General features: G+C 54.2%; 17 protein-coding genes. All 17 read right to left on the reverse strand.

Annotated features, from left to right (window positions below; translation table 11 throughout):
* Positions 1–40: 40 nt before the first annotated feature.
* Positions 41–490, reverse strand: a complete 450-nt coding sequence (locus tag DLM86_RS07295; RefSeq protein ID WP_110839332.1) for a VOC family protein — start codon at positions 488–490, stop codon at positions 41–43.
* A 164-nt stretch (positions 491–654) separates the two neighbouring features.
* A complete protein-coding gene (ppsA, locus tag DLM86_RS07300; protein WP_110839333.1) occupies positions 655–3,273 on the reverse strand; it encodes a phosphoenolpyruvate synthase in 2,619 nt (872 codons plus the stop codon).
* A gap of 273 nt (positions 3,274–3,546) precedes the next feature.
* On the reverse strand, positions 3,547–3,762 hold the full coding sequence (locus tag DLM86_RS07305) for a hypothetical protein (RefSeq protein ID WP_110839334.1): 216 nt from the start codon (positions 3,760–3,762) through the stop codon (positions 3,547–3,549).
* An 81-nt stretch (positions 3,763–3,843) separates the two neighbouring features.
* Positions 3,844–4,290, reverse strand: a complete 447-nt coding sequence (locus DLM86_RS07310; protein ID WP_110839335.1) for a DUF5662 family protein — start codon at positions 4,288–4,290, stop codon at positions 3,844–3,846.
* Between the two features lie 192 nt (positions 4,291–4,482).
* Entirely contained in the window at positions 4,483–4,923 is a 441-nt protein-coding gene (locus tag DLM86_RS07315) for a DUF5946 family protein (RefSeq protein ID WP_110839336.1), read from the reverse strand.
* Between the two features lie 189 nt (positions 4,924–5,112).
* Entirely contained in the window at positions 5,113–6,222 is a 1,110-nt protein-coding gene (locus DLM86_RS07320; protein ID WP_110839337.1) for a M14 family metallopeptidase, read from the reverse strand.
* Positions 6,223–6,244: 22 nt separating this feature from the next.
* Complete coding sequence (locus DLM86_RS07325; protein WP_110839338.1) at positions 6,245–7,777, reverse strand: extracellular solute-binding protein; 1,533 nt, start codon at positions 7,775–7,777, stop codon at positions 6,245–6,247.
* A gap of 50 nt (positions 7,778–7,827) precedes the next feature.
* Positions 7,828–8,688, reverse strand: coding sequence for a carbohydrate ABC transporter permease (locus tag DLM86_RS07330; RefSeq protein WP_110839339.1), 861 nt, complete (start codon positions 8,686–8,688; stop codon positions 7,828–7,830).
* Positions 8,682–9,542, reverse strand: coding sequence for an ABC transporter permease (locus DLM86_RS07335; protein ID WP_110839755.1), 861 nt, complete (start codon positions 9,540–9,542; stop codon positions 8,682–8,684). The genes DLM86_RS07330 and DLM86_RS07335 overlap by 7 nt, the downstream gene beginning before the upstream one ends.
* 232 nt (positions 9,543–9,774) lie before the next feature.
* Positions 9,775–11,283, reverse strand: a complete 1,509-nt coding sequence (locus DLM86_RS07340) for a response regulator transcription factor (protein WP_110839340.1) — start codon at positions 11,281–11,283, stop codon at positions 9,775–9,777.
* Positions 11,283–13,052 carry a sensor histidine kinase gene (locus DLM86_RS07345; RefSeq protein ID WP_110839341.1) on the reverse strand — a complete coding sequence of 590 codons (1,770 nt, stop codon included), beginning with the start codon at positions 13,050–13,052 and terminating at the stop codon, positions 11,283–11,285. Before DLM86_RS07345 ends, DLM86_RS07340 begins: the two co-directional genes overlap by 1 nt.
* Positions 13,053–13,283: 231 nt before the next feature.
* Positions 13,284–15,545 carry an ATP-binding cassette domain-containing protein gene (locus DLM86_RS07350; protein WP_110839342.1) on the reverse strand — a complete coding sequence of 754 codons (2,262 nt, stop codon included), beginning with the start codon at positions 15,543–15,545 and terminating at the stop codon, positions 13,284–13,286.
* Positions 15,546–15,759: 214 nt separating this feature from the next.
* Complete coding sequence (locus tag DLM86_RS07355) at positions 15,760–16,182, reverse strand: SRPBCC family protein (protein ID WP_110839343.1); 423 nt, start codon at positions 16,180–16,182, stop codon at positions 15,760–15,762.
* Positions 16,179–16,508 carry an ArsR/SmtB family transcription factor gene (locus DLM86_RS07360; RefSeq protein WP_110839344.1) on the reverse strand — a complete coding sequence of 110 codons (330 nt, stop codon included), beginning with the start codon at positions 16,506–16,508 and terminating at the stop codon, positions 16,179–16,181. The genes DLM86_RS07355 and DLM86_RS07360 overlap by 4 nt, the downstream gene beginning before the upstream one ends.
* 157 nt (positions 16,509–16,665) lie before the next feature.
* A complete protein-coding gene (locus tag DLM86_RS07365; protein WP_110839345.1) occupies positions 16,666–18,918 on the reverse strand; it encodes an ABC transporter permease in 2,253 nt (750 codons plus the stop codon).
* Positions 18,912–19,610 (reverse strand): ABC transporter ATP-binding protein, encoded by a 699-nt coding sequence (locus tag DLM86_RS07370; RefSeq protein WP_110839346.1) that lies wholly within the window; start codon positions 19,608–19,610, stop codon positions 18,912–18,914. Before DLM86_RS07370 ends, DLM86_RS07365 begins: the two co-directional genes overlap by 7 nt.
* Positions 19,611–19,625: 15 nt before the next feature.
* Positions 19,626–20,297: a TetR/AcrR family transcriptional regulator gene (locus DLM86_RS07375; RefSeq protein ID WP_158289373.1), complete on the reverse strand. Its 672-nt coding sequence runs from the start codon at positions 20,295–20,297 to the stop codon at positions 19,626–19,628.
* Positions 20,298–20,400 lie beyond the last annotated feature (103 nt).

Below are 20,400 nucleotides of genomic sequence, written 5' to 3' on the forward strand. Positions count from 1 at the left end.
AACCTCGAAATCCCGAGACTGATGGAGCTAGCCGTCGATTTTATTGTAGATAAGCGCCTTTTTCTTCGACCGCCCGAATATAATGCCCATCCGGATCAAAAAAGGTGAAATACCCGAAATCATTAGTAAATTCGGGTTCTTTATCGACGTGGACTCCCGCTTGTTTCATTCGTTCATGCAAAGCAAGCAAATCATTCGTCAATAGCTCAACCATCGTCACGTGCCCCGAGCCGTTTGTAATAAAGAAAGAACGAGGAAAGGCAAACTTCAATGGCGTGACCTCTTCCGGCCTGGTTTCCATCAAGAAAATACCCGGACCGTTTCCGCTTTTCAATCCAACATGTGCCTCTCCAAACGAATAATCGGCTGAAATCAAGGCGAAGCCCAATACGTCGCAATAAAAATCCACCGATTTTTTCAAATTGGCGACTGGAAATCTCAAGCTGCAGTAACCGATCACATCCGCACCGTTCGTCTTTTTGTTCGACATGCGCTACATGCCCCCTTCTTCAATAGACTTGCCTAGCATGCATGTATTCGCCAAAAAATCCCACAAACCTGCCAGTCCCTACAAATTAATAAGAGGAACCGCCCTGAAGCAGCTCCTCCCCGCTCGCCATTCCCCTGTTCCACATGTTTCCCACCATGGATGCCTTACAAAATCTCGATGTACCCTTCCGTTCCATTCACGCGAATGCGCTGCCCGTCTTTGATCCGTTTGACGGCATTTTCGACTCCGACAACCGCCGGCAAACCATACTCGCGGGCGATGACGGCTCCGTGGGTCATCAGTCCGCCGACTTCGGTGACGAGTCCTTTGATGGATACGAACAAGGGTGTCCAGCTTGGGTCGGTAAACGTGGTGACCAATATATCCCCCTCTTCCAAATCGGCAGCTTCCATGTCCAAGATGACACGTGCCCGCCCCTCCACAACTCCGGCGGAAACAGGCAGACCTACAAGTGCCCCGTCCGGCAAGTTTTCCCTCTTGTACCGGCCTGCGACGATTTCGCCATCAGACGTCATCACGCGCGGCGGAGTTAGTTTTTCATATAGTTTGTACTCGTCTTTTCGCTTGCCGATGATCCGGTAGTCCAAGTTCTTTGATCGTACGACTTCATGAAGCTCTTCGAAGGTGAGGTAATAAATATCTTCTTTTTCCTGGATAACGCCCGCTTGTACGAGTTGTTCGGCTTCCTTCAGCAAAGCCTGCTTGTAGATGAAGTAGCGATTCACCATCCCGTATTTGGGATATTCCCGGTAACCGATGAAATTCCGGATCAGGTCGATCATTCGTTTCGTTTCTTTCGCTTTCCGTTCGCCGTCCGGCAATGTCTTTAAGCGCTCCAGCAGCTCTTGTTCTTTGTTCGAAGCTTCCTGTCGCCCTTGCTCCAATTTCCGCTTGCTTGCATGGGGCTCAAAGTTCTTGATATTGCCCAGAATGACGGGGACAAGCGTAATTGGTTTTTCGCTCCAACGGGTTCTCGTAATATCGATTTCTCCGGCACAGCGCATTCCGTACTTGCGGAGAAAATCTTGGATCGCGTTTTGAGCTTCCTTTCCGCCGTCGAACTTACCCAGTACGTCCAAGAACTGATCGTCCGCTGCATGCTGCAAATATTCCACGATGTCCGGGTAAGGACGAATCGCATCCGCGACGTCCAGGAGAGCGAGACCCATCTCCGAAGTAATATTGTTGGGGACGGATTGGCAAAGGGTGTCGGCTGCGTTTTTTTCGCCCAGCCACTCGTTCATTTTTTCATTGATCCAAGCCGAAGCATTCATGGCGGTCATAATCACAGCAGTGCTTTGCGGGTCAAATAAAAGTTTCTTTAGCTGCTGCTGGATATCTTCCAGAATAAAATCAAATAAATCCGATCCCGATTTCGTTTGGATGTTTTGCTTTAACTCGTCTATCGATGTTTGACTGCGTTGAATCAAGTCGGAAACGATGGCCGGGTCGTTTTCGATATGGGCTTGAGCATTCGGGAGCGGCATATCTTTACCGCTTTTGCGCGGGCTTTGTTCGTTTATATCGCTTGGTAACGATTTAATAAAGTCTCCTCGTTCGATTATGGTCAGGAATGCGTCTTTAATGAGCGGATCGTATTGTCCCCAATTACGGATGAAAGCTTCTCTGCTGACAGGAGAGGCCAGTATTGGTGTAACATCGACAAACAATCTTCCTCCAGCTTTACGCATGGGCGCGGGCGTCGTTAACAGGTAAAAGGACAATCCTAGCGGTTTGATGGGATCGGTCATCATTTGTTGGTGGCCGACCGATACGTAGACGCGATTTTCTTGATCATCGGCTTCAGGGATCGGAAATAAAGTCGTGATGGGCCGGCTTTGGACAATATAAAAGGAATCGTCGACCAAACACCATTCGATGTCTTGCGGTTGGCCGGAATAAGCTTCGATCTGTCTTCCGATGTGTGCCAGTTGCAAAATTTGCGGGTCGGTAAGAGTTTGAGCCTTTTGCAGATCGGAATGAAGCTGCTTCGTCTCGGTTCCTCCTTCTTTTCGTCCATAAATAGCCAACGTTTTGGTCGCTATTCGTTTACCGACGATTCGTTCTTCCCGAACTTGATAATTATCGGCAGACACCAAGCCGGAAACCAGCGCTTCTCCTAGTCCAAAGCTGGCATCGATCGACAGCAGCTTCCGGTTGCCTGTAATGGGATCGGCTGTAAATAAAATGCCCGAAGCCTGCGGGAAAACCATCCTTTGCACGATAACGGACAAATAAACTTGGCTGTGGTCGAAGCCGTTTTGCATACGGTAAATGATCGCGCGATCCGTAAAGAGGGAAGCCCAACATTTGCCGATATGCTCCAAGATCGCTTCCATGCCGATGATATTTAAATAGGTGTCCTGTTGACCGGCAAAAGAAGCATGCGGCAAATCTTCGGCGGTCGCGCTGGAGCGCACGGCATAAGCATGCTCCTCGCCAAGCCGGGAGAGATAGTGAGCGACGGCTTTCACAACATCGGATGGAATTTCGACTTCCATTAAGATTTGACGAATCTTTCCGCCGATATCACCGATTTGATCTCGATCTTCCGCCTTTAGCTTGGTCAGTTGATCCAGTAACGCCCGAAACGTTTCGTTATGTTCGACGGCTTTCCGAAATCCCGCGGTTGTGATACAAAAACCTTCCGGTACTCGTACGCCTTCAACTTTTAATAATTGTCCTAAATGCAATCCTTTCCCGCCGACGAGCGAAAGCTGCGATTGCTCCAATTCCTCAAACCCGAGAACCAGTGAACTCATTCCACATCTCCCCTAACCAATAAATTGAGAAAAACATTTGACAAGAGTTTTTCGGCGTGGTACACTAAAGATGTAAGATGAGGTAACTTTGCGCTTATCATCGGATAAAGTCGCAGACCCATTGTATCACTATGTCTGTTTATATGCAATAGAAATAAAGAACCTGGTAAAGCTGCCAGGTTCTTTTTCGACGTTAAACAAAAAACGTCCCTCATTCATTTGAATGAAACGGACGTATTCGTTAGCGGAAGCCGCTACAGAAGCAAGTTTCCGTCATTTGGGCTTTGAATGTTTCTCCTCGCGATGATCACCCCATAGCGGGCCGATGTATTGTTCCAATATTCGTACGACGTCCTCTCTACGGCTCTCCTCGACATTTGCGGTGTCGTTTGAAATCTCGTTTCTGAGTCGTATGAGCACAAATAAAGGAGGCAATTCGGCCTCGCGGAGCGCTTGAATCATCATTTCTTCTTGCGGCGTGACGTCCATGACGCGGCTCCTTCCTTTCTGCTTGGGATCGTCCCATTATAAACCCTGACATTGGTGTTAGGGTCAAGGGGAATAAATGATTCAACGATCGGAGGACATCAGAAGCTCCAGTTCTTTTTTTGTTTCAGGATGCACGATAATTTTATCGGTTAGATTAAGAGTGGATTTTTTTACTTGTCTTCCCCACCTCCTGGAGAAGGAACGCCAGTCGCATACCATCTCGACCACATATTTCTTTGGCATGGGCAATGCCTCTTTTGCATGGGGGTTAATTACCCAATATTCCCAATGGTGCTTATTTTTATGCTGGTGACGCAGCCATGCGTATTTCCATTTCAATTCCTCTTCCGGAGTTAACGGTTTTCCCGAGTAAAATTTTTTGGCGTAGGGAAAGAACTCGGTCGGCGAAAACTTCGAGCAATCATGAATAATCCCTTGTATGTACAAGCCTTCCTTCCAGCATTCGACCATAACGTTAAGCTTGTGATTCAAAATGTATAAGAAATAGTTCCAACATGCTCGGACCATCGGTTTTATCTCTCCTCTCCGGTTTTTTTGAGAAACAAAAAGAATCCCGCCTCCAAGAACGAGTCTTGGGGACGAGATTCGTCGAGGTAACAGGAGCTCCTGTCGCACCACGCCCCGAAGGTCAGGTCCGATCCGATGCTCGGAGACTCGGTTCGGTAAGGGTTCTCTTCTCGCCATAGCAGTTGATTCATTTTACCAACTTTTCAAAAGGAGCGGTCCCATTTCTTTCAGCGTCGTACGTCCCCATTGCTCAATGAGCCTGCAGTAGCTTTCCGCGTCATGCATCTGCTCGGCCACGTCGACAATCGTCATGGTCCAATCCACTTTGGGGAGAGGCGGCGCATCCGCCTGCCTGCGAATCCCTTTGCTGCTTCCCGGTCCTTGGGAGGCATCCTGGCGAATCATTTCCGTAGTGTAGCCTTCTTCCAAATAGTTCCGCAGCGCGGATTGCATCCAGACATACATTTCGTCGCTGTAGCCCTCATGTTGAACCATGTAGCAGGCGACAGTAAGAAAGTGAACCTTTCCGTAGCCGGGATCCGTGAATTCGAGTGCCATTAATTCGCCGAAAATCGATTCGCACGTTTTCTCCTCGGGAAGATCGGCACCGCATTTAGCGCAAGTATCCGACACGACATACCCTCCTAATCCAAACAAACGTAAACTTCCATAGTATGGTCTCATACCTCATTATCGGGCATCATCTTAATCACTATAAACGATAACTTTACGTAAAAGTCAATATCCCGGGCGAGGAAAGAGGCAAAAGGAGGTCTGCCATTACCGGCGGTGACCTCCTTTTTGGGCAGCTCGTACACTGCTTCAAATGTCAACCGACACGTACGCGTCCAGCGCTTCCGCAAAGTCGGAGCCGAAGCGCCGCAGCGAACCGATCGAATACGGGACGGGAACGCCAAAGTACGGAACTTCGAACGAAAAACAGAGAAACGCCCCCGCCCGTTCGTGCATGGACGCGCAGTCCGCCGTAATGTTCACGTTCCAGTCGGAGCCGTGTTCGAGATCGTTCGACCGGAAATAACGGATGGCATCGCTTTCGGCTCTGCGGCCCGTCGTTTCCTCCAGCCTCGCGGAGAACGTCTCCATGCGCGACTTGAGCGGCTCCCTCCGCTTCACGACAAACGGAATATCGTTCAAGCCGCCCCACTTGAACGGGCAATGTAAGTCGATCCCGATGTAATTCGCCGGCAGCTGACGCACGTATCGTTCCAGCGCCTCGGTCGTGCGGTACCGATAGCGCCCCGTTCCCGCATAATCGCGATTGTGGTCGTGAGGCAGACGATGTTTCCCTTGATCGCCGTTTTCCACGCCGTCGATATCGATGAACGGAACGACATGAAAGCGGCAATTCCGGCTCAAGCCGCTGTCCGGATGGGCGAATACCCAATTGAGGATGCCTTCCGCGACATAGTTCGCCGTCGATTCGCAGGCGTGATGCCGGCAGGTCAGCACGACGTGCCATGCGGCTTTCTCGCCGCCGATTTGCAGCAAGGGAACGGCTCGCAGCTGCTCGCTCAGACAGAGCACTTGACGACTCACCCCGGGCCGGCCCGCCAGCCGGGCGTAGAACGATTCGAAATCGTGAACCTGGTAAGGGATGGAGAAGCCGAAGTGAACCGACTCCCCTTCCTTGAACGTGTATTGAAACGATTGCGGCGAGAGCCGGCCGGCGGCAAGCCAGGTCCAATTCATTCCGTCGGAGCTGACGGCCGGTCCGTACGGACCGACCACCTCGCCGTTGTCGAACGTGAAGACGACCGTCTGGGCAACCGCGGAACGAGCGGCGAACCGCCAGTAAAACCACCAATCTCCCGAGTCCCGTATTTCTTGCTCCAGCCGGACGAGTCCGTCCGCTTGCGAGACGACCCGAATGTTCGCGCCCGCAAATCGATGTTTGATGGCGATCGTTTCCATTTCGCCCCCCACCTTCCCCGTCTTATGGAATGACTTTGTATTCCTTGGCCGCAGCGTTGGCCGCCTCGATCATCATGCGGAATTGGAACGTCCCTTCCAACGTTTTGAGGAAGCTGTCGTACTCCGCAAGCGGCCTCGTTCCATAAAGAAATTTGGCGAGCTCTTCGTCGATATAACGTTTGGCGTCGGCAGGGTTATACCCGTTCGGAATCGTAATAAACGAGTTGATCGCCTCGACTCTCGGCGTCTTCGCCGCCAACTCCACGTCCTGCGCCGGGTAGCCGGGCTTCAAATAGTCGAGCTCGTTGCGGCCGAGCAGCTGATACGCCCAAAAGTGCTCCTTGACCCTCGCTTCGAGGCGGACAACCTGGCCGTTTTCCAGCTTCCAATGACGGTTCTCCACGCCGTTGGCGACAAGCTGCGCTCCTTCGGACGAAGCGATATAGTTCAGCAGGTCGATGATCGCCTGCAGCTTCTCGGGCTGCTTCTCCAGCGATTTCGGTACCGCGTGAAGCCCGGGGGTGGATCCGATGTCCCATGTGCCGGAAAACGATCCCTTGGGCCCTTTGGGCGGCGCGACCTGCACCCACTCCGCATTCGGATTGATCTCTTTGTACTCGCGCACATATTGTACCGAAGTCATGTTCGGAAAGCCGACGTACAACATTCCGACTTTCCCCTGAAAGCCTTTCTTCGCCGCATTCACTTCCGTATTCGTTACGAGCAGGTCGGGATCCGCGTAGCCGGTTTTGATAAACTTCGCGACAAAGTCGATCGCCGCTTTCATATCGGGATCGTACAGCGTGTTGATGAGCTTGCCGTCCTTCACATAAAAATTGCTGACGGCCCCGCCGACCCCGACGCCATAGGCTCCGAAAATCGGCGCAAGCGCGGAAATCCCGACCCCGCCGTAGCCATACGTATCCTTCTTGCCGTTCCCGTCGGGATCTTGCTCCGTGAACGCCTTCGCGACCTGGACCAGCTCGTCCAAAGTCGTCGGAACCTGCAGGTTCAGCTTGGCTAGCCAGTCTTTCCGGATCCACAAATTTTGATACGGAATTTGCGGCTTTTTCGGGAGGGCGTATATTTTTCCGTTGACCGTACCTTTTTTCAGCTCGTTTTCGCCCAAATAATCTTTCACCGGCTTCATCTTGCCGTTTAAGTACGGGGTCAAATCCAGCAGAAGCCCTTGATCGGAATATTGCTTCAATTGATCTTTATCCAGCATGAACAAATCCGGGAAATCGGAGCCGGCCATTCGCGCGTTAAGCAAGTTTTTGTATTCGTTGTCCGGCGGATTGGTCATGTCGACGATTACGCCCGTCTTCTCTTTCAAAACCTTTTTCACCCAATTGTCCTCTTCCGCCGGCATCTTGGATCCGAACGACTGGGTAAGCACTTGAATGGTGACCGGCTTCCTCTCTTTCGGATCGGTGCTTCCTGCGGCGGGAGAAGACGGGCCCGGCTCATTCCCTCCTTCCTTGCCGCATGCGGCCAACATCGAACCGAGCAGCGCCAATGCCGTGCACGAACCGACGAGCGATCTTCTGTTCATCTAACGTCCCCTCCGTATATGGTTCTATTGAGAACTCGCCTGGCGAGTATTCAACCTTTGATGGACCCGAGCATCATGCCTTGCGTAAAATAACGCTGAATGAACGGATAGACGACAACGACGGGCAGCGTGGCGATGATGACGGATGCCATCCGGATCGCTTCCGACGGCAGGGCGCCGTCCACGTTCTCTACCGGGGCCAACGCTTGCATCAAAATTTGCCTGACGATGACTTGCAGAGGATACAGCTTGGAATCGGTTATATAAAGAATGGCCGCAAAAAACTGATTCCAGTTGCCTACCAGGTAAAAGAGGCCGACCGTCAGCAACACCGGGACCGAGAGCGGAACGACGATGGAACGAAGCAGGCGGAGCTCCTTGGCCCCGTCCATTCGGGCCGACTCGAACAGCTCCTCCGGCAATTGTTCAAAGAAGCTTTTCATGATCAGCATATTGAACGCCGAGAGAAGGCCCGGGACGATCAGCGCCCAAATCGAGTTCAGCAGCCCCGTCGCTTTCACGACGAGATAAGTCGGGATGATCCCCCCGCCGAACAGCATCGTAAAGACGATCAGCAGCAGAAGCCCCTCCCGGCCGACCAGCTGTTTACGGCTCAGCGGATACGCCATCAGCGTCGTAACGCCCAGGTTCAACGCCGTCCCCGCTACGGTTACGAAAAGAGTGACGCCAAACGCCCTGCGGATGCTTTCGTCCAGCAGCAGCTCCCGATACGCTTCGAACGTGATCCGTTTCGGAACTAGGATGAACCCGCCGTTTTTCATGACCTCGGAAATCGGCGTGATGGACACCGTCGCCACATACATCAGGGGGAGAACGGCGGATAACCCGATCAAGACCAGAATGGCGGCGATCAGCACGTCTCCGGCTTTCTCCCATCCGCTCTTTACCATATTTGTCCCCCCCATCGTTTGGCCAAGCGGTTGGATCCCAAAACCAGGAGCAAGCCGATCGCCGACTTGAACAACCCGACGGCGGCGGCCAAGCTGAAATTCATCTGCTCGAGGCCGGTACGAAATACCCAGGTATCGATAATGTCGGCGACGGGATAAACGTGTATGTTATACATGATGTAGATTTGCTCGAAGCCTGCGTCCAGGAAGCGCCCCAGGCGCAAAATCAGAAGAAGGAACACGACGTTCCGGATTCCGGGCAAGGTGACGCTCCACATCGTCCGCAACCGCCCCGCTCCGTCCACTCTCGCCGCCTCGTACAAGGACGGGTCGATTCCGGCGATCGCAGCCAAGTAAATGACCGCCCCCCAGCCGAGGTCCTGCCAAATTTCGGAGCCGACCAGAATCGTGCGAAACCAATCGGGGGACTGCAGAAACGGGATGGCGGCGTGCCCGGATCCGGTCAGCCATCGATTGACCAAGCCGGTCGTCTGCGAGAGTAAGGCGATCAGAATCCCGTAGACGATCACCCAGGACAAAAAGTGCGGCATGTAGCTTAACGTCTGAACGAATCTCCGGATCGGGACGAATCGGCATTCGTGAAGCAGCAGCGCCATCGCGATCGGCGGTACGATTCCGAATACCAGCTTGTAGAAGCTGATGATCAGCGTGTTGCCGAGCAGCTGGGTGAAATACGGGGAATGAAAAAAGAACAGAAAGTGTTTGTTCCACGGCTGCGCCCACGGACTTCCCAGGATCCCTTCCGACACGCGAAAATCTTTAAAAGCGATGACGGCGCCGTACATGGGGACGTATTTGTAGACGATCAGCCATAGAAGACCGGGAAGCAGCATGGCGTACCAGACGCGCTGGCTCCATATCAACGATATCCATCTCGTTCGTTTCACGACCGTTTCCCCCCGCCGGCTAGCGTATTCCTTTTATGTCCCCATCATAGCATCGCCCGGAGGCTGTACCTATGCACGGCGTCGTGAAGTTCGATTGCACGATTTTGGGCTTTTTTCGCTTTCGGTACGAAAATGCCCGGACCTTCGCGAGGACCGGGCCGGATCAGGCCGGTTCCCTTTATCCGCGATTTCGTTTTCTGAACTCGCCGGGCGACAGGCCGACCAGCTTCTTGAACAGCCGGTTGAAATAATGCTCGCTCGCGAAGCCTACCGATTGTCCGATCGTCTGGACCGAAAGCCCGGTTTCTTTCAGAAGCTGCATCGATCGGTGGATGCGGTACCGGTTGACGTACCCGACTACGTTCATTCCCGTCTTCTTCTTAAACAGGGCGCTAATGTAGCTCTCCTCCATCGACACATGCCTGGACAGCGCATGCAGCGTAATCGTCTCTTTGAAATGCATGTCGATATAGTCCAACATCGCATTGACCTCCGCATGATCGGTAATCGGCCGGACGAACGGAAACGAAACGGGAAGATGCTCGACGAAGCAGGCCATCACCCCTTCCCATAAACGCTCGTGATGGATCGCACGCGATGCGTTCGTCCGCTTCTTGCTCCCGTCAAGTCCCCGAACTCGGCTCACGATCTGTTCCACCCGCTCGGCAACGTCTCGATCCGTCAAGAAGGAAACCTTCATTCGTTCCATCGTTTTCCCCGTCTTCAGGATCAGCTCCTCGCATGCGTCCCACCGCCCTTCCTCGAGAGCATGGATCAGCTCCGCTTCCTGCTTCCAGCTCCAGACTGCCGCCTCCGCGTCGGACAAGCTCTTGGAACGACCGGCCGAACCGGCGCGAATGGGCACCCATCCCGTTCGGGCTTCGTACCAACCGCTCGTCAACGTATCGATTGCTTGGCGCCAAAGCATGCCCCAATCGACTGTCCGTGCCGTCCCGTATACGGCCAAATACGAATCGTTCTCTCCGGCTTCCGCGGGAGGGACGAGCGGCTCGGGAGCCTTGGACCAGATAAACGAAGTCGTTACGCCCGATGCTCTAAAAGCGTGCGTCAGCACGGAGCTGCGGAGTGCGAAAAGGCCGGCCGTGTCAAGCCGAGGCTCGTCCACTTCCTCTTCGCGGACATCGATGAACGAGACGATGCCGACATGGGCGTACCCCTCCTCCGCTGCCTGCTGCGCCAGCTTGCCGACCGCGCAATCGTCCGGGTTCGGTCTCCGGATATCGTCCCACGCCTGCTTGTACGCCGGCAGCCAATTCAAGTACAGTCGCTCCGACTCCGCCTTTTTCCTTTTGGCCAGCTCCTTGCCTACCGCGATCAGTTCGTCCTGCATCTCCTCGACACCCATCGACAGCTTTAACATATAGTTGAACGCTCCGAGCTTCAACGCCTGCTGCGCGTAAGCGAACTCGTTCGCGCATGTCAGCATGACGAACAGCGCCGGAGAGCCCGACTCCCTGCATCGCTCCAGCAGCTGAAGTCCGTCCATGATCGGCATGAAAATATCGCACAGCACCGCATCCGGCCGGTGCTTGCGGATAAGCTCCCAAGCTGCCCTTCCGTTACCCGCTTCCCCGATAACCCGAAATCCGCAGCGCTCCCAATCGACATGCTTTCGCAAAAAGCTGCGCACCTCTTCCTCATCTTCCACGATGAGCAGGCTCCACATCAGCGCTCGCCTCCTTTGTCGTATGGCTCCGATAGCAATAACGGCATGGACATTCGGAAGCGGCTGCCTCTCGGCTCGACCGGGAACGCTTCCAGGCGGCCGTTCTCCTTGAACAGCAATTCCAGCCGGCTTCGAATGTTGGTCAACCCGATGCCGGTTCCTCTCGATTTGCCTCTGCCGGGGGCCGGGCCCGTGACGGACCCGCCTTGCCCGTTGTCCTCCACGTCCACGATCAGCATGTTCCGCTCGGTCCTTACCCGAACCAGTATGATCCCTCCGGTCTCCAGCTCGGAGAAGCCGTGCAGAATCGCATTTTCGATCAGAGGCTGAATGCAGAACTTGGGAACCAATGCGTAGTCGAGCCGCTCCCCGATATCGTAGCGGATGACGAACAGATCCTTGTAGCGCTTCCTTTGGATTTGTTCATACGCCCGAACGAGCCCCAGCTCGTCCTTCAAATAAATCATTTCGATTTCCGAGGAAAGCGACATTTCGAGTATTTTGCCGAGCGCCAAGGACGTTTCGTAAATGGACGTATTGCCTTGATCCAGCGCCATCCACTTGATCGAATTCAACGTGTTCAGCAAAAAATGAGGATTGAGCTGATGCATGAGCATGCGGAAGCGGGCCGCTTCCTTTTGCCTTTCTTCTTGACGCCATTTCTGGATCAGCTCCGCGATTTCGGAGGTCATTTGATTGAACGCTTTATGCAAGTCGTAAATTTCCCCGCGGACGCCCTCCTCCGGAAGCTTGATTCTCATGTTGTGCCGGACCATCGCGTTCATTTTTTTGCGCAGTACGCGCAGCGGTCTCGAGACGGATGCCGCGATAAAGAAAGTGAAGACGATGAAAGCGAGCGTCGCCGAGTAGAACACGATATCGATGCTTTGCCGGATCGTTTTCAAGCCGCCGATAAAGACGTTGAGCGGGTAGAGGCTGACTACATAGCAGTCAAGAGCGACGATATAACGGGCTTGAACGAGCTGAAGCAGCCGGTCGTCGATGTGATGGTAATCCGAGGGGGACGCGAGAATGGCGTTCCGGGACGTGTCCGTCAGCGTCGCTCCGCTCGTCCTGGACTCCGCAATCGTTGCTCCCGATCGATCCACGATCAAATATTGTTGGCCGGACGCATGTTGGCCGTACAGCCAGTCCTGCAGATCGACGGTGACGAGTACGGCGGCGTAAGAGGCTCCGCCCTCGTCGATAAAGTGAGCGTAATTGCCCAATACGGGATAGTCGTTGCCTTGGCCGCTCCCGCCCTGCGGCTCCAAAAACCAGCGACTGGCCGGACTATGCTCGTCTCGGGACAAGCGGGGGTCGCTGCGTATTCGATCGTACGGTTGGGCGGGCGAAAAGGAGTGCGTGCCGTACAAATTGCCGAACCGATCGATGACCGCAATTCGGGTACGTTCCCCAAGCAGAAGATGATTTCTTAATTGGTGCAGACGATCCTCCATGAAGACGGAGCGATCGGTCATCGTTGCACCGTCCTGCTGCTTGAGAATGTCCTGCACTCTTTTGTCGTTTTGAAGCGTAAGAATCAACAGGGTGATGTTGGTCTCCAAGTTTTGGAACGAGTCCGCCACTTGCAGAAGCTGGTTGGAGTAGAAAGCTTTCGCGTTGCCTTCGAGGAACGATTCGAGCTTGTCGAACGCATAGCTTTGGAGAGCGGTGTAAGGCAGCAGAATGAAGCAAAGAATGGCGATAAACAGGCGGGCGCCCAAACTTCCCGGGTAAAGCCGCTTGAACGTGGCGGCCAGTCTCACCTTCCCGCCCCCCTTTCCGATTTTCTAAGAATATCATCCTACAAATCCGGAAACTATGCACGATTTTGTGTTCAAGCCTTGCACATTTTTGGAATCGGGCGAAACACTTCGCTTTCAACGAAGTGGAACATAAAAAAACGCGAATCCGATAAAGTCGATTCGCGTTACGGTGTCTAGCTTTGCGTCAGCCTATTTTTGCCGAAGCTCCTTCGATAATGTGGTTTTCTCGGGTCAGCTTGGCACCAAATATTTTCCCGTGATCGACTGCTCCGCATGGATGATCTGCGCCGGTGTCCCCTCGAACACGACCTGGCCGCCCCTGCTTCCTCCGTCCGGCCCCATATCGATGATCCAATCCGCTTGACTGATCACTTCGAGGTTATGCTCGATAACGATCACCGTATTGCCGGCATCCACGAGGCGGTTCATAATCCCCAGCAGGTGACCGATATCCGACATATGCAGGCCGGTCGTCGGCTCGTCCATCACGTAGATGCTGCCTTTCTTATGCAGCTCGCTCGCCAGCTTGATGCGCTGGCATTCCCCACCCGAGAGCGTGCTGAGCGGCTGGCCGAGCGTGATATAGTTCAGCCCCACATCGCACATCGCCTGAAGCTTGCGCCCAACCTCCTTCAGCTGAAAGAAGTCCAACGCCTGTTCCACCGTCATCTCGAGCACTTCCGCGATGGACTTGCCGTTCAGCTTGTACGCGAGCACTTCCTCCTTGAACCGTTTGCCTCCGCATACTTCGCACGGAAGCTTGACGCTGTCGAGATAGGCAAGGTCCGTATACACGACGCCCAGCCCTTGGCAGTTCTCGCAAGCCCCCTTGGAGTTGAAGCTGAACAAGCCTTGGTTGACTTTGTTTGCGGAAGCGAACGCCTTGCGCACCTCATCCATGATGCCCGTGTAAGTCGCGGGATTCGACCTCGTCGACACGCCTACCGCCGATTGGTCGATGACGATCGCATCCGGATGCTGGCCGAGGAACACATCGTTAATGAGCGTGCTCTTGCCCGAGCCGGCGACGCCGGTAACGACGGTCAGCACGCCGGTTGGAATATCGACGCTCACGTTCCGCAGGTTGTGCATTGTTGCATCTTTAATGGACAGCTTGCCGGACGGCTGCCTGCAATCGTGCTTCAGCTGGAGCGGGCGTTTCATATGGGTGCCTGTCAGCGTATCCGACTCCAGCAGCCCCTGGAAGCTTCCTTCGTATACGATCGTGCCGCCGCGGCTGCCGGCATGAGGCCCGACATCGACAATGTGGTCCGCCACCTTGATTACATCGGGATCGTGCTCGACGACAATGACGGTATTGCCCTTGTCGCGCAGCTTCTGAAGCAGCTCATTCAGCCGATGGACGTCGCGGGGGTGCAAGCCGACGCTCGGCTCGTCGAAAATGTACGTGACATCCACCAAGCTTCCGCTCAGGTGCTTCACCATCTTGACGCGCTGCGACTCGCCGCCGGACAACGTATCCGTCTCGCGGTCCAGCGTCAAGTAGTCGAGACCGATGTCCACCAGATGCTGCAATCTCTCCGTCAGCGACTTGACGAGCGGCACGGCGACAGGATCGTTGATTTCCCGGATGACGCGGATGAGCTGTCCGACCTCCATGGCGGACATTTCCGCGATGTTGAGTCCGTTGATTTTGCAGCTTAATGCGGCCCGATTGAGCCTCGTGCCGCGGCAGCTGGAGCACGGTCCCTCGGAAATGTACGGCGCGACCGCTTTTTGGGTACGCTCGGACTTTGTCTTTACATCCTGCTTGATGTATTTGTTGGTAAATTTCTCGATGACGCCTTCCACGGTAATATTCATGGCCTTGCCGGCAAAATCCATCTGAACTTTTCTCGCCTTGCCGTACAGCAGCTGCTCCAGATCCTCATCCGAGTAGTCGCTCAGCTTCTTATCGGGATCGAACGGTCCCGACTGTACGATCATGTTCCATTCCCAGCCCCCCACCGAATAGTCCGGCAGCATGAGGGCCCCTTCATTCAACGACTTGGACATGTCCACCGCCTTGCTCATGTCGACGCCCAGCTTGCGGCCGATCCCGTTGCATTCGGGACACATCCCTTTCGGATCGTTAAACGAGAACATGAACGGTTGTCCAACGTAAGGCTGACCCACTCGGGAGAAAAGAAGACGAAGAACGGGAGAAATGTCCGTAATGGTGCCCATCGTGGAATGGGAGCCGCCGCCCAGCCGCTTCTGATCCACGACGACGGCCATGCTCAGGTTCTCGATCGCGTCTGCGTCCGGCTGCGGAAAACGCGGCAAAAAGTTGCGGACGAACGTGCTGAAGTTTTCGTTCAGCAGCCGCTGGGATTCGGTGGCGATCGTATCGAAGACGATCGACGATTTGCCGGAGCCGGATACCCCGGTAAATATTGAAATTTTTCGTTTCGGAATGCGTAAGGATACGTTTTTGAGATTGTTTTCCCGTGCTCCCGAGATGACGATATATTCCTGATTCGATTCGCTCATGCTTACCGCCCTTCCGATCGGTTTTCGACCCATATCCACATTGTACCATATCTCGCAAGCTTAGAAAGGCGAGTGTCCGAAATAGCTCCCGGCAATGGCCGCCGACGTTGGAGCCGGGCCTATCATAACTCGACAAAATGGTCCGAACGAACGCAAACCGGCTGCTACCTGCACGCAGCCGGTTTATGTTCGTTCGAATCAAGCGCGAATGCGATTATGGTTCCAATACCTTTTCAAGCTCGCCGCACCATTTGCTCCAGCCGTACTTGGCGCCTTCGAGTCCTTGAACGTTCGCGAATCCGGTTTGATCGAGATGAAGGTTAACTTTACCTTCTCCCAGCTCCTGCAGCGTCCAGGTGACGGTGTGCTTCTCCCCTCCGCTGGCCCACGTATAGGACAAACGGTTCGGCGCTTCCACGACGAGCACTTCGCCTTCGATAATGCCGTCCCACCATTCGGACGGCTGCGTGCGGAACTGAAACCGATGTCCCACGACCGGCTTGAAATCGTTCTCCATCGCCTGGCCGTTATGAATATTGACTACCCATTTGGCGAGCTTGTTCGAATCCGTTATGGCGGACCAAAGCTTCTCGATCGATGTCGCGTACTGAAAATCCAAGGACAACGCTAAGCTCATTCTTCTTCCTCCTCCAAAAATTGGTTCAAGCGCATCAGATTCACGCTCCAAAACTTGCTGTAAAAAGCGACCCAATCTTGAATTTCTCGGAGCGGAGCGGCGTTTAGCCTGAATCTCGTCTCCCTGCCGACTTTCCGGTCAAGGACCAGTCCGGCTTCTTTTAGAATGGTCAAATGTTTGGATACCGCCGTACGGCCCATCGGAAACTGTACCGTTAATTCATGAAGCGGTATCTCGTCTTTCTCCGCCAATAGTCGAATGAGGCGACGCCTGGTCGGATCCGCAATCGCGTCAAACACGTCCCGCAATTGGTTGTTTTCGCTCACAACACCCTCTCCTAAGGAAATGGTTGGCTCCTCGATTGGACACCATTTGGTGACTATTTAATAATAAGACACCATTCAGTGTCATGTCAACAGCATTTTCAACGGTCTGACGGCAAAGCCATCCACAATCGGTAGGATGCCCATCGGCTCCAAACCGTTAGGATTCCGTTCCCGCTTTTAAAGCTTCGCTCATGGAAACGGCGTTGACCTTTCGCTTGCAAAGCAGCTTCGACAGCTCATAGGAAAGCATGACCGCTGCGAACCCGACGCCGATGTAAAGCGGATCGATTTTTACGGGCATGGCGAAAGGAGCGCTGTTTTCGAGCGTTTGCATCAATCCCCCCATCGCCGCAAAGCTGATCGGTATTCCAACGATGTACCCGATCGCGACGACAAACGTCGAGCTGTTGAGAATCAAGGAATTGATCTCACGCTTTCGGTAACCGAATATTTTTAACAGGGAAATCGTACTCTTATTTTCTTCAATCATCATGGAGGTGACGACATAAATGATCATGACCGCGATCATAAACGCAACGGCCGATACGAAAACGACCATCGACGTCAAAGGCGCCATCGACTCCCGAACCGCGTCGATCTTGTCGTCCAGAGACAGCGCGCTGATCAGCTCGTCGTCCGGGAGATCCAGCCGAGCTTTGCTGAAGAGCGCCGAGTAGCTTCCTTTCGGCATTCCGAACGTCTCGTTATACTCCTCAAGCGGCATCAGGATGGACTTGTTGTACGAATCCGCGATGCCCCCTACCCGGAGCGAAAACGGCCGATAGTCCGCTTTCCGAATGACCGTGATCGTATCCCCCGGCTTGACCTTCAGCCGCTCGGCGATCGGCTTCGTGATCAGGACCCGATCGATCCAGAGTTTGGCGCCGGTTGCGTCCTCGACGTTCAGCATGGCGGAGTCCGGCAAGACGCCGATGACGTTGAAAGCCCGGCTGTCGTCGCCTTTGGCCGTAAAGCTCGATACCGCATATGGCTCGGAGCCTGCCGGCGTCGGCCCGGTGCGCAAGCTTTTGAACAAATACTCGTACTTGAAGTTGGATGCGTTCTTCAGCTCGGCCGTAAGAAAATAATCCATGCCGCTCTTCAGGAAGAAGCCGAAGAGCAGCAGCAAGGTCGCCGCGGCGACGCCGGCCAGCAGCAGAGTTAACCGGGACAGGCTGCGAAGCTGTTCCCTGATTTGGAATTTGGCGGCGAACTTGAGGCTGTCGAGCTTGAACATCCGCTCCAGACCATGGACCTTGCTCTTGTCCCGATCGCCCTTCATCAGCTCGACGGGCGGACGCTCGAGCTGCTTCCGGATCACGAACCAGCCGCTCGATCCGAGCAATGCGACGGGCAGAAGCAGGCTTAGGATGATGACGAGCGGGTTGTAATCGATTCCGGTCAGCGGGATGTCGAAGGAATCGAGCATGACCAGCAGCCCGGGACGTACGGTCAAGAGACCGAGCGCCGTTCCGAGGATCCCCCCCATTGCGGCGATCGCAAACGGGAATCGCAGATAGTGGCGGTAAATTTCCTTTTTTGTGTAACCTAACGCGTACAAGGCGCCTGCGATCGCGGATTCGCGCTTGATCATCCGTCCCAGAATGTTGCCGATCAATATGGAGGCCAACAGCAAAATCGCGGTCGGTACGACCCGGCCCATCGAATCGATGGAAGCGAGCTTGTTCGTCACGGCTCGGACCCTGTTGTTGCCGTCGATATCCGTCCATTGCACGACCTCGATGCCGCGGCTCCTCAACAGCTCGATGAATGCCGCAGACCGGGCGCGGGGGTTAATTTCGGAAGGATTGAATTTGATCGAGTAGAAACGGTTTCCTTCCCACAGCGAAGCGAAATCCTCCTTGCCGATGACGGCTATGCCGAATCCCAGCTGCGGCAGGATATCCGTTTCCGATCGCAGCGGATAAATGTAGTTGGGCAGCGCCATCAGACCGGCAACCGTAAACGATCGATCCGCGATCTTCAGCACATCGCCGATCTTCACTTCATGAGCGGCGGCAAAGGCCGGGTTGAGCAAAATGTCGCCCTTGCCGCCGAGCGGCTTCCCCTCGAGGACGGCAGGAAGATTGATGCGGTCGTTCTTGCTGAAAAGGCGCAGCGTGATCCCTTCCGACAGCGTGTAGTCGAACATTCGCCCTTCTTCGATCCTTGCGTCAGCCGCCGCCTCCAGCTCCTCCAGCCGGCCGATGCTCCGGACCGTTGTAAAGGAGGCGTCTTCCTGGGCGTATTTCGTTTCGAATTGGTACGTCAGCCGACTCAAGTTGCCGCCCATCGCCACCAAGCATGTAAACAGAAAGCAGCTGAGAGCGATCAGCAGCATGGAGCCGATGTAAGGGGCTTTGTTCTCCAGGAATACCCTCTTGATTCGTTTGTCGATCACCATTACCATTCAATCCTTTCCGCCGGTACGGGGTTCGGATTCACCGATTGGTCCGCGATTTCCCCGCTGCGCACCTTGAATACCCGGTTCGCCATGGCGGCTATGGCGGCATTGTGGGTGATCATCAAGATCGTCGTGCCGTATGTCCGGTTCACCCGCTGCAGCAGCTGCAGGATGCTGCGCGACGTATGGAAGTCGAGCGCGCCGGTCGGCTCGTCGCACAACAGCAGCTTCGGATTTTTGACGATTGCTCGCGCTATGGAAACTCTCTGCTGCTCGCCGCCGGAGAGCTCCCTCGGGAAGCGGTGCTTTTTGTCCTTCATGCCTACGGCTGCCAACACTTCGTCCGTATCCAGAGGCGACTTGCCGATGTTGGATACCACCTCTACGTTTTCCACGGCGGTCAGATTGGGAACCAGGTTGTAGAACTGGAAGACGAACCCGATATCGTGGCGTCGGTACTCGGTCAGCTGGTCGTCGTTCAGACGGCCGAGCTCGATCCCGTCGACGAAAACCCGCCCGCTGTCGGCGCGGTCGATGCCCCCCAGAATGTTCATCAGCGTGGACTTGCCGGAACCGGACGGACCGAGGATGACGCCGATTTCGCCCTTGTCGAGCTTCATCCCGATCCCTTTCAAAACCTCGGTTATGACCGTGCCCGTCGCATAGCTCTTTTTTACGTTGGCCATATCGATCAACATCTTCATTCCTCCCGGTTAGCGGTACAAAATTTGGCGAAGCATTTGCAGGTACGCCTCCAGCTCGTTAGCCCGATCGTCGTATTGAGCCCGGAATTCCTCGAGATCGTCGCCATGCCGGAACAGGCTGTCGATGAACCCGTTGATCGTCCACATGATGATGTTCAAAGCTTTTTCCCGTTCAATCCCTTCCTTGAACAACGCCTTGTCATTATTGGATTTTCGACAAACCTGCTCGATCCCTATAAGCGGGGAACTCGGCACATCGTCCGGCGGCCCCCCCGGAAACACTTCCTTCATGGCGAACTGCGCCTTCACCAGAAACCCGAACAGAAGCGGGGAGCGAACGGACAGATCCGCCTTTTGTTTGGATACGATTCGGATATTGTCCAGGAAGTCGCGGCTTTCCGAAATGTATGTCTCATATTCGGTCATGATCAAGTCCGAGGCATACTTGACGAGGAACAGGAACAGTCCTCTCTTGGAACCGAAGTAATGAAAGATCAGTCCTTTGGAAATGCCGGATTCTTTTACGATGACATCCGTATTCGCCGCCGCATACCCTTTGGCAAACTCCTTCAGCGCCGACTCGATCACACGCTCGCGCTTCTCCTCTTCCATCGTCATAAACTTGTGTTCCTTGACGTCGTAGGGTTGGATATATTCGGAATCGTCAATCTTTCTGGGCACATGCATCACCTCGTTCGGACATTGACGTTGACTTCAAGTCAACGGTTACACTCATTATATCACTCGTTGACTTGAAGTCAACGGTCGAAATGGATACAAGCAA

It is taken from the genome of Paenibacillus flagellatus (genome assembly GCF_003217775.1).
Classification (GTDB): Bacteria; Bacillota; Bacilli; order Paenibacillales; family NBRC-103111; genus Paenibacillus_AB; species Paenibacillus_AB flagellatus.